This is a genomic window from Streptomyces sp. 4F14 (assembly GCF_048159485.1).
GTDB lineage: Bacteria > Actinomycetota > Actinomycetes > Streptomycetales > Streptomycetaceae > Streptomyces.
Genome location: NZ_JBLRVY010000013.1, coordinates 139,000 through 154,632, shown reverse-complemented (window position 1 = coordinate 154,632; position 15,633 = coordinate 139,000). Strand labels below are relative to the sequence as shown.

At 70.8% G+C, this 15,633-nt stretch carries 9 protein-coding genes; 2 read left to right on the top strand and 7 right to left on the bottom strand.

All coding sequences use genetic code 11. The features are described from left to right. Positions 1–3 precede the first annotated feature (3 nt). Entirely contained in the window at positions 4–3,606 is a 3,603-nt protein-coding gene (locus ACLZOT_RS23610; protein WP_416971024.1) for a family 78 glycoside hydrolase catalytic domain, read from the top strand. A 63-nt stretch (positions 3,607–3,669) separates the two neighbouring features. Here the strand turns inward: ACLZOT_RS23610 and ACLZOT_RS23605 are convergent, their stop codons facing one another. Continuing rightward, positions 3,670–4,257: a hypothetical protein gene (locus ACLZOT_RS23605; protein ID WP_416971023.1), complete on the bottom strand. Its 588-nt coding sequence runs from the start codon at positions 4,255–4,257 to the stop codon at positions 3,670–3,672. A 190-nt stretch (positions 4,258–4,447) separates the two neighbouring features. Here ACLZOT_RS23605 and ACLZOT_RS23600 point away from each other — a divergent pair, with 190 nt between their 5' ends. Continuing rightward, entirely contained in the window at positions 4,448–8,095 is a 3,648-nt protein-coding gene (locus tag ACLZOT_RS23600; protein ID WP_416971022.1) for a hypothetical protein, read from the top strand. Between the two features lie 103 nt (positions 8,096–8,198). Here ACLZOT_RS23600 and ACLZOT_RS23595 read toward each other — a convergent pair whose 3' ends face one another. From ACLZOT_RS23595 to ACLZOT_RS23570, 6 genes are all read right to left on the bottom strand, one after another. Beyond that, complete coding sequence (locus ACLZOT_RS23595; protein ID WP_416971021.1) at positions 8,199–9,491, bottom strand: YhgE/Pip domain-containing protein; 1,293 nt, start codon at positions 9,489–9,491, stop codon at positions 8,199–8,201. Positions 9,492–9,547: 56 nt separating this feature from the next. Then, positions 9,548–10,678 carry an ABC transporter substrate-binding protein gene (locus ACLZOT_RS23590; RefSeq protein ID WP_416971020.1) on the bottom strand — a complete coding sequence of 377 codons (1,131 nt, stop codon included), beginning with the start codon at positions 10,676–10,678 and terminating at the stop codon, positions 9,548–9,550. Between the two features lie 106 nt (positions 10,679–10,784). Continuing rightward, positions 10,785–11,279 carry a MarR family winged helix-turn-helix transcriptional regulator gene (locus ACLZOT_RS23585; RefSeq protein ID WP_416971019.1) on the bottom strand — a complete coding sequence of 165 codons (495 nt, stop codon included), beginning with the start codon at positions 11,277–11,279 and terminating at the stop codon, positions 10,785–10,787. A gap of 66 nt (positions 11,280–11,345) precedes the next feature. Then, positions 11,346–12,320, bottom strand: coding sequence for an Lrp/AsnC family transcriptional regulator (locus tag ACLZOT_RS23580; protein ID WP_416971018.1), 975 nt, complete (start codon positions 12,318–12,320; stop codon positions 11,346–11,348). Positions 12,321–12,403: 83 nt separating this feature from the next. Continuing rightward, entirely contained in the window at positions 12,404–13,942 is a 1,539-nt protein-coding gene (locus tag ACLZOT_RS23575) for an MFS transporter (RefSeq protein WP_416971135.1), read from the bottom strand. Positions 13,943–14,126: 184 nt separating this feature from the next. Further along, complete coding sequence (locus tag ACLZOT_RS23570; protein ID WP_416971017.1) at positions 14,127–15,506, bottom strand: glycoside hydrolase family 43 protein; 1,380 nt, start codon at positions 15,504–15,506, stop codon at positions 14,127–14,129. Positions 15,507–15,633 lie beyond the last annotated feature (127 nt).

The window sequence follows — 15,633 nt, the reverse complement described above, 5'->3', positions numbered from 1 at the left end:
CACATGAGCACGTTGAGCCGCCGACACCTGCTCGGCATCATGACGGCGACAGCGGCGGGGGCGGCCGTCTCGGCGCCGACAGCCGCCGCAGCCGCGCCGGCGACGCCCTTCAAGGGCCCCGCGAGACAGCCGTACGCCCTCCAGATCAACTCCCGTACCGCGCCGATCGGCACCCAGACCACCCCGGCGTTCAGCTGGGTCCCCCCGGTCGACCGCCAGTCCGCGTACGAGATCCGGGTGGGCACCCGCCCCGGCACCGCCGACGTCTGGGCCAGCGGGCGTGTCAAGGGCACCGCCACCGTCGAAGTCCCCTACCAGGGACGTGCGTTGAAGGCGGACCGCGCCTACCACTGGCAGGTCCGCTCCTGGGACGAGCACGGCCGGCCCGGCGCCTGGAGCAAGCCCGCGACCTGGGAGACCGGGCTCTTCGACGGCGACTGGTCCGGCGCCCGCTGGATCGGCGGACGGACCGAACAGGACCACGACTGGCGGGACTCGACCGCGACCGTCGTGTTCCGGGGCGGCGCCGACCCCGACAGCGGACTCTCCCTCCTCCTGCGCGCCGAACCCATCGGCAAGACCTGGGGCGAGGCCCTCGACTGGACGCTGAAGCGCGTCGGCGACGCGATGCAGCTCGTCATGGCGACGAGCCACTACGCGGGCAACACCTGGGTGGACGACGGGACTTCGCAGCCGGACTGGGGTGTCGACCACTACGACCCGCAGAGCGAGACCAACCCCACGACGTCCGGCACCCGCCGCGTCCCCGTCGGCACGGTCGCCCTCCCCGCGTCGACCGGCCTCACGCCGGGCACCTGGGCGAGCCGCGACCACACCGTCACCGTCGAGGTGCGGGGCCTCACCGTCACGACCACCGTGAACGGCGTCCACGTCGACACCCGGACCCTCACCGGGGACCAGATCCGCCGCCACGGCAGCTTCGGGTTCGGCGGCGTCACCTCGGCGACCATCCGCAACGTCACCGTGAAGGGCACCGGCGCACGGGACTTCAGCGCCGACCTCACCACCGGCGCGAACCCCTTCGAGGCCGGCATCGGCACCCTCGACGGCCTCACCTTCCCGCCGAAGAACCCGTACATCCCCGGCCGCAACAACGTCCTCCCGATCGCCGCCCCGGCCCCCGTCCTGCGCCGCTCCTTCAGACTCACCGGCAACCGCCGTATCGCCAAGGCCCGCCTCCACCTCAGCGCGGCCGGCAACGTCACCCTCACCGTCAACGGCGCCCCCCTCACCGTCGACGGCACCCGCACCCCCCGCCTCCTCACCGACCACAGCACCTACGACCGCACCGTCCTCTACGACACGTTCGACGTCACCGCCCTCCTGCGCGCCGGCCGGGAGAACGTCGTGGCCGCCGAACTCGGCCGGGGCTTCTACGGGCTGACGACCCCTCAGGAGTGGTACTGGCAGCTCGCCCCCTACTCCGGCCAGCCCCGCCTCCTCGCGAAACTCGCGATCACCTACACCGACGGCACCTCCACCACCCTGGTCACGGACGGCAGTTGGCTCACCGCCGACGGGCCGACCACCTTCGACTCCGTCTACTCGGGCGAGAAGTACGACGCCCGGCGCGCGGAGAAGCTGGGGGAGTGGCGGACGGCCGGCTACCGCACGGGCGGCGACTGGCGCCCCGCAACCCACCTGATCCCGCCCGGAAGTTGCTCCAGCCCGCATCCCAAGTTCCATGGCAGGCTTCCCGCGACGAAGACCCCGTCCGGCTTCAAGCCCGCCGTCCTGCGCGCCCACGAGTCCGAACCCGTCCTCGTCAGCGAGGTGTTGAAGCCCGTCGCCCTCACTCCTGGGACCCCGGGCACCTGGATCGTCGACTACGGGCAGATCCTCACCGGCTTCGTCCGCGTCCACCTCACCGGCGTCACCCCCGACAAGGCGGGCCTCGCCCTGCGCATCCGGGGCGGCAACCGCGTCACCGACGGGACGGTCGAGGAGGAGAACTTCCAGCACGACGCCAACCTCCAGACCCACTACTACACCGTCGGCACCCGCCCCACCCAGACGTGGGAGCAGCAGTTCAGCCACTTCGGCTTCCGCTACCTGGAGGTGCGCGGCCTCGATGCGGTCCTCGGCCGCACCCCCGAACTCGCCCGCGACGCCGGCCTGTTCACCGTGTCCGTCGCCCGCACCGGCTTCGCCCGCACCGGCACCTTCACCACCGGCAACGCCCTGATCAACCGCATCCAGCGCAACCTGGAGTGGGCCGAACAGAACAACCTCGTCCAGAAGCCCACCGACACCCCCTCCCGCGAGAAGAACGGCTGGACCGGCGACGCCATGGCCAGCTCCGAGTCCCAGTCCCTCACCTGGGACGTCAACGGCGTCTTCACCACCTTCCTGCGCCACCTGCCCGACAACCAGATCTCCACCGGCCAGCTCCCGATGATCGTCCCCGCCCCCAAGGGCGCCTACGGCTACGACCGCACCCCCGGCTGGAACGCCACCTGGAAGGCCGTCCCCGCCTGGGACTCCGCGTACTTCGTCATGCCGTGGGAGCTGTACACGTACTACGGCAACAGCAGCCTCTTCGCCGAGCTGTACGACCACCAGGACCGGCTGCTCAGCTACTACGAAACCCTCTTCACCCCGGCGAACGACTACATCTTCGAAGCCTCCCTCGGCGCCTACTCCGGCGCGGAGCCCCCGGGCAGCAACGCGGTCATCAGCCTCGCCTTCTACATCCACTTCTGCGACTACATGGACCAGGTGGGCGACCTCCTCGGCCGCACTCAACGCGCCGCGTACTACCGCGAGTTGGCCCGCACCCTCCGCAAGGCGTTCATCACCAACTACTGGGACGGCACCCAGTTCACCAAGGGCAGCATCTCCAGCGAGAACACGATGGCCGTGGCCTTCGACCTCGTCCCCGGCTCCGACCTCCCGAAAACCGACCCCCGCTACCTCAAGGACACCAAGTCCCAGGCGGAGAACAAGAAAGCCCTCGTCGAACTCCTCGCCGACCGCATCACCGCCTCCGGCAACCACATCCAGAACGACATGTACGGCTCCCGCTACGAGTTCAACATCCTCAGCGAGTACGGCTACACCGACACAGCCCTCAAGTCGGTCACCCAGACCGGCACCCCCGGCTACGTCTACCAGATCGCCAAGGGCGCCACCTCCCTCTGGGAACAGTGGACCGACCGCCTCTCGGTCAACCACCACTACCGCTCCAACGTCGCGACCTGGTTCTACCAGAGCCTCGCCGGCATCCGCCCCACCTCGACCGCCTACGAAACCCTCCGCGTTCGCCCCTACATCCCCTCGACTCCCGTCAACAGCCGAGTCCCCGCGAACGTCGACGACACCGACCTGTCACCCACCCTCCTCGACCACGTCAGCGCCACCATCAACACGGTCCGCGGCAAGGTCACTTCGGCCTGGCACCGACTCCCGGACGGCCGTATCGCCCTCACGGTCACCGTCCCGTTCAACACGGACGCGGAGATCTGGGTCCCGACGCAGGGCAAGCCGGTCACCACACCCCTGAAGCCGATACGCAAGGCCACCTCGGGAGGCGCCGAGTACCAGGTCTTCCGGGTGCGGGCGGGGGAGTACCGCTTCAACGCGTAGCACACCTGCCAAGAGGCCGCCTGGCCCCCGAAGGGGTGGTTCCAGGCGGCCTCCGTCAAGGACTCAGCAGACCCGGACCCCGTCGATCATGTCGTTCCAGGGGGTGTTCGCGAGGCTGTCCTCCGTGTGGTAGGCCGTGCTCGTGAACTTCTGGACCCAACGGCCGCCCTCCCAGTTGTAGAACCTGGCCACGGTGCCGCGGGTCTGGTTGTTCTTGTACGAGGTGAGGGTGTCGTTGCCGAAGGGGAGGTCGTTCAGGTCGCGGAATTCGCAGACGTACAACGACAGCTTGGTGCCGGTCCAGTTGGCATCCCGCCACAGGCACAGGTACTGGGAGGCACAACTGGTGTCCCGCACGCCGGGCACGGCCAGCGTGATGGTCGCGCTGCCGTCCTTGACCCGGATCTCGTTGTACCCCACCTGCTCCGCCGGGACCTTGATGTCCGCCAACTGCGCTTCCACCCGGTCCTGCAACTGGGCCGCCTGCCGGGCCGAAAGGCCCACCGCCTTCGCCTGCGCCGCGTACGTCGACCCGGTCGACCCAGTGGCCTGGTCCGTGGCGGCCGTGGCGGCGCTGCCGGCTCCGAGTGTCAGCGCCATGCCGCACAGCAGGGCGGAGACGCGCTTCGTGACGTGGGATCGGACGTGCATGAGGTTTCCTCCGTCGGTGGGTCTCGGCGGCACCCCCCGGTACCGCTCTCACCTCGATCTCAGCGGCCGGCCCATTGATTGGCAGGGCTGTTCCGGCGGCCAATCAATGAGCGGGTGTGACGTTTCGGGCCGGGTTGAGGGGTGTAGGGGTGAGATGTCTGGTGTGGGACGGCCGACGAGGGGGACGGGCATGGCGGGGCGTCGTGAGGTGCCGGTGGATCCGGGGGCGGGCCCGGTGCAGCGGTTCGCGTTCGAGTTGCGCAAGCTGCGGACGGAGGCGGGCGGGACGACGTACCGGGCGATGGCCGAGCGGGCCGGCTACTCGGGCACGACCCTGTCGCAGGCGGCGGCGGGCGAGCAACTGCCCACGCTCGCGGTGACCTTGGCCTACGTGGCGGCGTGCGGGGGCAATGCGGTCGAGTGGGAAGCCCGGTGGAAACAGGCCGTGGACGCCGCCGCCGCGGTCGGCGCGCAGGAGGAGGGCGGTGAAGGGGCGGATGTGCCCTACCGGGGGCTGGCCCGGTTCGAGCCGGGCGACAGCGGACTTTTCTTCGGCCGGGACCGGCTCACCACCGACCTGCTGGATCTGCTGCGGCGCCGGCGGTTCGCCGCGGTGTTCGGCCCGTCCGGCAGCGGCAAGTCCTCCTTGCTGCGCGCGGGCCTGATCCCCGCCCTCCAGCACTCCCAGGAACCCGGCCTGCGGCCGGCCGTGATCCAGATCCTGACGCCCGGCGACCACCCCGCGCGCGCCCACGCGCCTCTACTCGACGCGAGCGGACCCGGCGACGGCGGCACGGACACGTTCGTGATCGTCGACCAGTTCGAGGAGGTCTACACCCTCTGCCAGGATCCGGCGGAACGCACCCGCTTCATCGACCTCCTGCTCGCCGCCCTCCGACCGGCAAGCCGCTTACGGGTGCTGATCGCGGTCCGCGCCGACTTCTACGGCCGTTGTGCCGAACACCACGCCCTGGCCGAGGCGTTGCGTGACGCCAACCTGCTGGTCACCCCGATGAACCAGGACGAACTGCGCGACGCCATCGTCAAACCGGCCACAGCCACCGGACTGACCCTGGAACGCGCCCTGACCGCCCGGATCGTCCGGGACGTCGCCGACGAGTCCGGTGGCCTGCCCCTGATGTCGCACGCGCTGCTGGAGACCTGGCGAAGGCGCCGGGGCAGAGTGCTCACCGAAGCCGTGTACGACGCCGTCGGCGGGGTGAGCGGTGCCCTCGCCCGAACCGCGGAGCGCCTCTACACCCAGCTCTCTCCCGAACAGGCCGCCGTCGCCCGCGATCTGCTGCTGCGGCTCGTCACCCCCGGTGAAGGAGCCCAGGACACCCGTCGCCCCGCTCTGCGCACCGAACTGGCCGCGAGCACCCGCGGGGATGCCGCCCTGGTCCTGGAACGACTGGCCCGCGCCCGCCTGGTCACCCTCGACGGCGACACCGTCGACCTCGCCCACGAAGCCCTGATCACGGCATGGCCGCGACTGCGGATGTGGATCGAGACCGACCGCGAACTCCTGCGCGCGCACCGGCGTCTGACCCATGCGGCCGGGGAGTGGGCGGACCACGGCAGGGACGACGGGGCGCTCTACCGCGGAGTACGGCTGGCCGAGTGGGACGACCGGGACACCGGCCGGCTCAATGATCTCGAACGCGGGTTCCTGGCGGCGAGCCGCGACCGCGCACAGGCCGAGCGGGCGGCGGCGAGGCGCCGTGCGCGGCTGACGCTGAGCGGGCTCACGGCGGCGGTGGTCGCACTGACCGTCCTCGCGGGCATCGCGTTCGTACAGGCCCGGCGGGCGCAGGCCGGGCAGGAGCTCGCGTTCTCCCGGCAACTCGTGGCGAGCGCGCGTGGCCAGGCCCAGCTCGACCCCGAACTGGGCCTGTTGCTGGCTACCAGTGCCTACCGCACCAGCGCGACCGACGAGACCGAGGCGGCACTGCGCCAAGCCGTGTTCGAGTCACGGGTGAGGGCCGTGCTCGCCAGCCACGACGGGCAGGTTCTCGGGGTCTCGTTCAGTCCGGACGGCCGCTACCTCGCCACCAGCGGCGGCGACGGCGCGGTCCGGGTGTGGCGGTACGGCACGACGCTGCGAGACCCCGTGGTGCTGCGCGGTGGCGGTGGCGGCGAGGTGTGGACGCCGGTGTTCAGCCCGGACGGCACCCGGATCACGGCGGCCGGCGAGGACGGCACGGTCTCGGTGTGGACGTGGGCGAGCGGCGCCGAGCCGGTCATCCTGCGAGGACACACGGCACAGGTGTGGAGCGCCACGTTCAGCCCGGACGGCCGCAGCGTCGCCAGCGCCAGTGACGACGGCACCGTACGGATCTGGAACGCCACGGGCGGCGGCGGACCGGTCGTGCTGCGCGGCCACGACGGGCGGGCGCTCGGCGTCGCGTTCAGCCCGGACGGACGCCGTCTCGCCAGCAGCGGCGGCGACGGGACGATACGTGTCTGGGACGTCGGGAGCCGGCGGACGACCGTGGTGCTGCGCGGGCACAGCAACTCCGTGGAGTCGCTCGCCTTCAGTCCCGACGGGCGGCGCATCGCCACCGCGAGCACCGACGGGACCGCGCGCCTGTGGGACCCCGACGCCCCCGCCGAGTCGGTCGTGCTCGGCAGCCACGACGGCACGGCGGAGGGCATCGGCTTCAGCCGGGACGGCGCCCGGGTCGCCAGCGCGGGCAACGACGGGACCGTACGGATCTGGAACGTGCGGCACCGCGCCGCACCGCTGATCCTGCGCGGGCATCGCGGCACCGTGACCGCGGTCGCGTTCGCCGCCGACGGGCGGCGCGTGGTGAGCGTCAGCCAGGACGGCACCGTACGGGTCTGGGAGGCGGCCCCGACGGGCAGCGACAGCGTGCTGACCGGGCACGACGGGCCGGTGTGGGCGACGGCGGCCAGCCGGGACGGCCGCCGGCTCGCCAGCGCCGGCGCCGACGGTACCGTGCGCGTCTGGCGCACCGGGAGCGCCGCCCCGCCGACCGTGCTGCGCGGGCACGACGGCGACGTCGTCGGGGTGGCGTTCAGCCCGGACGGCCGCCGGGTGGCCGCGACCGGCGCCGACGGGACCACCCGGATCTGGCCGGTGGACGACGCGAGGGAACCCGTCGTCCTGCGCGGCCACGACGGGGCGGTGTGGACCGCGGCGTTCAGCCCCGACGGACGCCGCCTGGTCACCGGCGGCAGCGACGGCACCGTACGGATCTGGCACACCGCCGCGGGCGCGGAACCCCTGGTCGTCGACACCGGCCAGGACCAAGTGCGGTACGTCGCCCACAGCCCCGACGGGCGGCGCGTGGCCGCGGCCGGCCGGGACGGCACCATCCACGTCCTGGACCCCGCCACCGGTAAGGAACTGGAGGTCCTCCGCGGTCACACCGGCCTGGTGTGGACGGTGGCCTTCAGCCCCGACGGCCGGCACCTCGTCAGCGGCGGCAACGACGGATCGGCCAGGCTGTGGAATCTCGCCGAGCCCGGCAGACCGCGCGTGCTGAACGGCCATCAGGGAGTGGTGTGGAGCGTGTCGTTCGGCCCCGACGGCCGTCGAGTCGTGACCAGCGGCAACGACGCCACCACCCGCATCTGGAGCACCACCGGCAACAGCCCGCCCGTGATCCTGCACGGCTTCGGCGCCTCTGTGGAGAACACGAACTTCCTCCCCGGTAACCGTTTCGTCAGCGCGCACGACGACGGCACCGTCCGCGTCTGGACCTGCCGCCCCTGCGAACCGATCGACGAGGTCCTGCGGCGCTCCCGGGCCGGCACCACCCGAGAACTGACCCACGAGGAACGGGCCGCCTACCTCAACGAGCCAGCCGGATGAGGCCCGCCGGCAGCCCTCGAAGACGCGGCGAGTCGGACACCGTTCCGCGAGGACGGCGACGCGCGGAGTGCCGTATCTCTCGGCTGTTGTGGTTCGCGGGCCTTCATGAACCGGTGCGGGTACCGGGTTCGGGCTGTGGCGTGAAGCGGCGGTGGCCCTTGCGGTCGTAGTAGCGGGTCATCGCGAAGCCGAACAGGAGTGAGACCACGAAGCCGAGGGCGATCATCAGCCAGGCGCGGGTCAGGCCCGCGTCGCCGCGGGCGTCGAAGTAGAGGATCGCGCGGACGCCGTCGCCGAGCTGGCGCATGGGCTCGAAGTGGGATAGGAAGCGGTAGAAGCCGGGGACCGCTTGGAGGGGGACGGTCGTGCCGGAGGAGGGGAGGCCCATCACGATGAAGACGAACATCGCGACGAGCTGGCCGATGCCGCCGAACGCCGCGTTGATGGCCTGCACACCGAGGCCGACGGCGAGGGTCGCGCAGTAGGAGAACACCCACAGCAGGGGGAGGTGGGTGGCGTCGATGCCGAGGATCGCCACGCAGGCCAGCATCACGAGCGACGAGCTGATCAGGGTGATGCCCGCTGTCATCAGCATCTTGAGGAGCAGGGTCTGCGTGCGGTTCACGCCGATCGTGGGCCGGCGTGTGTGCAGGGGGCCCATCTCGACGTCCGCGTACCCCAGCGCGCCGTCCACGCCGGAGTGGATCACGTTCCCGCCCATGAAACCGGCCAGGACCAGGAGGAGGGCGTAGTAGAACGCGGTCAGGCCGATGCCGCTGTGGTCGCCGATGGGGTGCCCGACCTCGGTCCTGATCTGTACGGGGTCCGCGAGCAGCAGTCTCGTGGTCGCCGTCGCCGCCGGGTCGGCCTGGGTGAGCTGCTCGCCGATCGTGGCCGACGCCTGCTGCGCGGCCGTCGTCGAGATCCTGCTCGCGAGGCTGGAACCGAGGCTGCCCTTGCCGGGGTTCGTGAGGACCGTGAGCGTCGGGCGGCTGGTCGCGCCCCGGGTGGTGAGGGCGAGGGTGCGGTCCGTGAAGTCGGCGGGGATGACCAGCGCCCCGTACACCTTGCCGCTGTCCAGCTCGTCCTGGGCCTGCGAACGGGTGCGCACCCGCCACTCGGCCTGGTCGCCGGGCGCTTTCCTGATCGCCTCGGCGACCTGTGTGCCCAGGTTCGCGCGCTGCCCGGCCGGGGGTTTGCCCTGATCCATGTTGACCAGGGCGATCGGCAGGTCGTGCAGGTGCTTGTTCGGGCTGACGATGCCGCCCATGTAGAGGAGGGACAGCAGGAAGGCGAGGACCGTGCTGAGGAGGGTCGGCAGGATCCACAGCCTGGGGTGCCGGATCAGCGCGAACGCACGGACCGTGCGGGCCGGGGGTGGGGGCTCGGGCGTCATGGTTACCAGGTCAGCACGGGTACGGGCGACCCGCACATCGAGCCCCCACGGGGCCGTCAGCCCTGGGTGCCGCTCTGGCTCACCGGACGCAGGCCCAGGACGCCCTTCGGGTCGGACGGGTTCACGCCCTGGACGTCACCGACGTACAGGCCGATCCGGGACTTGTAGCGGTCCAGCGCGGTGCGGTCGCTCAGGAACTCGCCGAGGCCGAGCGGGTTCATGTTCTTGTACTCGAAGATGCCCTTGCGGCCGGCGGGAGCGGGGACGTCCGTGCGGGCGGCCCACGTGCCGATGTCGTTCTTCTGGGCGTCCTTGGAGAGGATCCAGCTCAGGTACAGCTTGGCGGCGGCCTTGTGCGGGGCGTTCTTGAGGATCGCGCCGGTCTGCGGCCAGGCCACCCACGGGGACTGCTTCGGGAGGGTGACCTGGGAGAGGCCGTTCATGCTGCCGCCGCTGCCGAAGTTGGCGACGTAGTCGCCGGTGCCGACGAGGTCGGACGAGTCCTGGGTGCCGCGCACGAACTTCGGGTTCTGCGCCATCAGCTGCTTCAGGTAGCCGAAGCCGTACTTGTCGGTCAGCTCCTTGAAGTAGTAGAGGACCGCGTCGTCGTCGTTCGGGTAGGTGAAGACGAGCTTGTTCTTGAACTCGGGCTTCAGGAAGTCCTTGGCCTCCACGGGGGCCTTGTCGCCGAGCTTCGTCGCGGTGACATTGGCGAAGGCGAAGTAGAACAGGCCCGCGTAGTAGCCGTCCTTGTCCTTGACCCGCTTGTCGACGGCGTTCCAGCCGACGGGCTTGTACTTCTCCAGGACGCCTTCCTTCTTCCAGCGCGGGAAGTCGTCGACGGTCTGGAGGTGGACGACGTCGGCGACGACGTGCCGCTCGGCGATCTGGTTGTCGACGCGGGCGTCGTGGTTCTTGCTGAAGTCGACGACGATGTCGACCTTCATCTTCGGGAACTTCTTGACGAAGGCGTCCTTCAGATAGTCGGCCTGGCCGGGCTTGTCACCACCGGCGTAGACGACGAGCCGGCCACCCTCGGCGACGGCTTCCTTGTACAGCTTCTGCAGCTGCGCGTCCTCGCTCGCCGGCTTCGTCCCGGCGGCGGCGACACCCGCGACGCCCGCTCCGGTCGTGGCGAGGACACCCAGGGCGACGGCACCGGCCCAGGCCGTACGGGAGATCCGCATGACAGCTCCTTGCTTGAGGCTTCAACTGTCTTCGACCTTAGCCCCAGGTATTGCAAAACTGCAAGATATGGCCGTGGCTGAGCCCGCCAGAAGACATCGTTGCTGGTCAGCGCCGCCAGGGCAGGTCCACCGGGAGCGCCGGACGCTCCGGACCCGTCAGCCCCGCGAGGACGATCGCGCACGCCTCCCCGAGCGCCTGCGCCTGCTCCGGCGTCAGCCGGTCGAAGACCGTGGAGCGTACGAGGGCCACATGGCCCGGCGCCGCCTCCTCCAGCGCGGCCAGCCCCGCGTCGGTCAGCACCGCGAGCTGCGCCCGCTTGTCGCCGGGGGAGTCCTCACGCCGTACCCAGCCCTCCTCCTCCATCCGGGCGATGGTGTACGACAGCCGGGTCCGGGCGATGCGCAGCTTCTCCGCGAGGTCCGTCATCCGCAGCCGCTGTTCGGGCTGCTCGGAGAGGAACACCAGCACCGAGTAGTTGAGGTGGCTCATCCCCGAGTCGTGCCGCAGCTGCTGGTCGAGCGCGTCCTCCATGACGAGACTCAGGTCCGAGAACGAGCGCCAGGTGCGCATCTCCTGCGCGGAGAGCCAGCGGGGTTGCATGCCGTGCACCCTAGCAGCGCGAGATGAGCGGCTCTTTTGCGCCCTCCACCCTGCTGACCAGCGCGTTCAGCGCACCGGCTCGTAGCTGAGCTGCTTCACCTGGCGCAGCGTCAGCGCCGTCTCCACCGAGTGCACCCCCTCCAGCGCCCCGATCTTCTCGCTGAGGTACTGGTACAGGTCGGCGCTGCTGCGGTGCAGGGTCGCGGCGACGATGTTCGCGGGCCCGGTGATCGCCGCCGCGAACGCCACCTCCGGGTGCCCGGCGAGGGCCCGGCCGATCGGGGCCAGCGCGGACGGGGCGACGGTGAGCCAGAGCATCGCGTCGACCGTGGAGCCCAGCGACTCCGGGTCGTACTGCACGTCGTAGTAGAGGACGCCGGACGAGCGCAGCCGCTCCAGGCGGCGCCGGACCACCGACTCCGACTGGCCGGTGGCGGACTGGAGTTCGCCCAGCGAGGCGCGGCCGTCCAGGCGCAGGACCGCGAGGAGGTGTTCGTCGGTCTCGTCGATCCGGACGACGCCGCGCTCCTGGTCGACGGGCGGCGGGCGCAGGGCCTCCTCCTCCGCCGGGGTGAGCGCCTGGAGCTTGCTGAGCCAGCCGGCGGGGCCGCCGTAGAAGTGGTTCAGGATGCAGTGCGCGCTCACCGACAGCAGGCGGGGGGTGCGCTGCAACTGGTTGAGCAGCAGTTCGTTGCGTTCCTCGCGGCTGCGTGGGCGCATCGAGGCGACCACCTCCGTGCCGCCGGACTCCAGCGCCACGTAGATCGTGTCCGGCCGCCGCGCCAGTGCCTCCGCGAGCCGGTCCGCCGAGTCCGGCGTACACCGCATCCGGACGATCCAGCCGCTGCGGCCCACCCGGTTCTCGTCCACGATCCCCAAGACCCGCACCCGGGCCGTGCCGTGCAGCCTGCGCAGCCGCCGGGCGACCGTCTGGTCCGAGACGCCGAGGACCTCCGCGATCCGGGTGTACGGGGCGCGGCCGTCCAGCTGGAGGGCCTGGAGGAGCTTGAGATCGAGGGGGTCGAAGACGGCTGGTGCCATGGGGTCTCTTCTGGGACGGGACGGGTGCGACCTCATGCGGGGAGCGTACGGGGCCCGGCATGAGGTCGCGTTGTCATGATCTGTCAGGTGGTCGCGGGAGCCTGCACAGGGGTGCCTGCCTCCGACCCCGCGACCTTCGTCGACGCCGGAGGCGTCTGCGGCCTGCGCAGCAGCGCCGCCGCCACCAGGGCCGCGACCGCCGCGAGGCCCGCCGCGATCACCAGGCACAGGTGCAGGCCGTCCAGGAACGCCTGGGACATCGCGCCCAGCGCCCGTCCCTGCTCCGCGCCCAGGTCCAGGCGGGCCACCGCGCCGAGGCCGCCCTCGTCGACCGCCGCGCCGATCCGCCGCGTGGCCGCCGCCGAGACGCCCGCGTCCGCGAGGTGCCCCGGCAGGGCGTCCGCCGCCTTCGTGCTGAGCACCGCGCCCAGTACGGCCGGGCCGAGTGCCCCGCCGACCTGCCGGAACGCGTTGTTGCCGGCCGCCGCCATCCCGGCGAGGTGATGCGGCACCGACGTCACCGCCGTCGCCGTCATCGGCGTGATCACGAAGCCGAGGCCGACGCCCAGCAGGACCAGCCGCCAGGACAGCGAGCCGTACGAGGTGTTCACGCCCACCGACGTCAGGGCGAGCAGCGCGCCCGACGTCACCAGCAGGCCGCCCGTGATCAGGACGCGCGGCGACCAGCGGTGCATCAGCCGCGACGCCGGCTGCGAGACGACGATCGCCGCGAGCGTCACCAGGATCATGCGGCCCGCCGACTCCAGCGTCGTGAGCTGCTGGACCATCCCGAAGTACAGGCTCAGCGCGAAGAAGAAGCCGATCAGGCCGAGGAAGCTGATCATCGCGACGAGCGTGGTCGCGGTGAACGCGGGGGAGCGGAACAGTTTCAGGTCCAGCATCGGGCTGTCGCTGCGGCGCTCGGCGACCACGAAGACGACGGCGCTCACGGCCGCCAGCACCAGCGCGACGACCACCCTGGCCTCGGTGAACGAGCCCGCGCCGCCCTCGATGACGCCGTACACGAGTGCCGTGATCGTCACCGCCGCGCTGATCTGGCCCGGCCAGTCCAGGCGCCGGGTGCCGGGGGCGTGGGAGTCCGGGACCAGGCGGGCGACCAGGACCAGGGCGAGCAGCGAGGCCGGGATCGGCAGCAGGTAGATCCAGCGCCACGCGAAGTGCTCCAGGATCAGGCCCGCGATCACCGGGCCCAGCGCGAGGGCGCCCATCAGGGACGTCGCCCACAGGCCGACGTACTTGCCGCGCTCGCGGGGGTCCGGGACTGCGTGGCTGATCAGCGCGAGCGTCGTCGGCAGCAGGGCCGCCGCGCCGAGGCCGGACACCGCCTGGCCCGCCCACAGCACCTCTATGGACCGCGCCGACAGGGCTATCGCCGCACCCGCCGCGCTGAACAGGAGGCCCGCGAGGACCACCTTCTTGCGGCCGTGCACGTCGCCGAAGACGCCCGCCGTGAGGATCAGCGCCGCCATCGGCAGCACGAACGCGTCACTCACCCACGACAGTTCCGCCGTCGACGCGTGCAGGGCCCGCTGGATCGCCGGGAGGCTCACCGACACGGTGGTCACCGGCAGGTAGGCGACGAACACCCCCACGCAAGCCATCACGAGCGTCGCCGCCCGGTGCTCGCGCGGGGTGTCCGTCGCGGTCGAGACGTTCACGGGTTCTCCCTTTCCGTGTTGTAGCTGGGGGCAACTTTCCGCCACGTGCGGGGGAGAGACCGAGCCACAACCGGGGTGATGCCGGAAATCCGACATCACTGGGGGGTTCCGCGAGGATCTACGACATTCAGTACCCGACCCGGAACGTCGCGTCCTGCTTCTCCGTCGCCGTCGACACCGGGTCGATGCGCAGGGCGTAGCTGTAGTGCCGGATGTACCGCGTCGGGTTGTTGTACGACCGGAACGACGCCCAGCTCGCGTCCGCGAGGCCCGCCGTACGGTAGAACGTCGCGTCCCCGGCGAACGCCGACGTCCCGTCGTTCACGTCCAGCTGGAGGGCGTAGTTCACGTGGCGCAGGTACCGGTCCGGGTAGTTGACCGAGCGGAACGACACTCCCGCACCGTCCGCGAGCCCCGGGACCAGCGTCCACAGCGAGTCCTTGTACGGCTCGACCGGGTACTCGTCGATCCGGGCCGCGTAGTTGGAGTGGCGGACGTAACGGGCCGGGAAGTTGTACGACTTGAGCCGGTTCCAGGCCGGGGCGCCCCACTTCGCGAGGAGGTTGTCGTACTCGGCCGTCGTGATCGGGACGATGCCGCAGTGCTTGGAGTTGACCGGCTGCGTGTACGTCTTCTGGTCCAGGGCGGTCCAGGTGCCGGTGGCGGGGCTGGTCGACTGCCAGGCGTAGAACACGCCGTTGGGGGTGTACGTGTCTCCCCACAGCCACCAGAGGTTGCTGCTGGTCAGGGACTTGACGATCGTCGGCGCTTCCGTGCCGCCGTGTGCCACCCCCGCGCTGTACTCCGTGAAGCTGCCCGGGTCGAGGCTCGTCGAGCGGGCGCTCACGAGGGTCTGGTTCTTCTTGAAGTACAGGTAGTTGTAGCCGTTCACCCCTACGGCCATGTCGCCGTCGATCACGTCGTAGCCGGGGTCGAAGAAGACCTGCGGCGCCGACGCCGTCACGAAGTCCGTCGTGTAGTTGACCATGATGACGTTGTGGCCGCTGGAGTTGACGGCCGAGTAGAGCACCGCGTACTGCTGCCGCCCGGCATCCCAGAACGCCTCGGGCGCCCAGCTGTGCGTGGTCATGTCGTGCAGCTTCAGCCGCCGGTACCCGGTGAAACTCCGCAGGTCCGCCGAGTCCCACACGTGGATGTACTGGCTGTTGTAACTCCAGTCCGTCCCCTTGAGGTCCGTCGCCAGCACGACGAACGCCCCGTTCTGCTTGCGCATGATGAAGGGGTCCCGCAGCCCGAGCGCCCCCGCCGTGGGCGTCACGAGCGGATTGTTCTGGTTGAGCGGCGTCCAGTTCAGCCCGTCCGGGCTGACGGCGAGATGCAGCCCGTAGTCGGTGCCGTCCCCCAGATTGGTCGACTCGGTGAAGTAGCACATCGCGTACGCCGAATCGGCGGCGTACGCCGTACCTCCTCCCAACACCAGCGCGGCGGGCACAGCGGCACCCATGGCAAGAAGCCCACGGCGCGAAAGGTGGGGCAGTTCGCTCATCTCGATCTCCGTGCGGGGGGAGTTGGATGTCCGAAATCCCGGACATGGTTCGGAAAATCGATCAGAAGGTAGGGGGTACGGGAACGCAGGTCAATGCTTCTGACAGGAACAGGGGTGAGCTGTGGGG

Bases quoted from the DNA above. Each gene is read 5' to 3' on its own strand.
- ACLZOT_RS23580 (WP_416971018.1), bottom strand. From the start codon at position 12,320: ATGGCACCAGCCGTCTTCGACCCCCTCGATCTCAAGCTCCTCCAGGCC.
- ACLZOT_RS23595 (WP_416971021.1), bottom strand. From the start codon at position 9,491: ATGACGCCCGAGCCCCCACCCCCGGCCCGCACGGTCCGTGCGTTCGCG.
- ACLZOT_RS23600 (WP_416971022.1), top strand. From the start codon at position 4,448: ATGGCGGGGCGTCGTGAGGTGCCGGTGGATCCGGGGGCGGGCCCGGTG.
- ACLZOT_RS23575 (WP_416971135.1), bottom strand. From the start codon at position 13,942: ATGGCTTGCGTGGGGGTGTTCGTCGCCTACCTGCCGGTGACCACCGTG.
- ACLZOT_RS23585 (WP_416971019.1), bottom strand. From the start codon at position 11,279: ATGCAACCCCGCTGGCTCTCCGCGCAGGAGATGCGCACCTGGCGCTCG.
- ACLZOT_RS23605 (WP_416971023.1), bottom strand. From the start codon at position 4,257: ATGCACGTCCGATCCCACGTCACGAAGCGCGTCTCCGCCCTGCTGTGC.
- ACLZOT_RS23570 (WP_416971017.1), bottom strand. From the start codon at position 15,506: ATGAGCGAACTGCCCCACCTTTCGCGCCGTGGGCTTCTTGCCATGGGT.
- ACLZOT_RS23590 (WP_416971020.1), bottom strand. From the start codon at position 10,678: ATGCGGATCTCCCGTACGGCCTGGGCCGGTGCCGTCGCCCTGGGTGTC.
- ACLZOT_RS23610 (WP_416971024.1), top strand. From the start codon at position 4: ATGAGCACGTTGAGCCGCCGACACCTGCTCGGCATCATGACGGCGACA.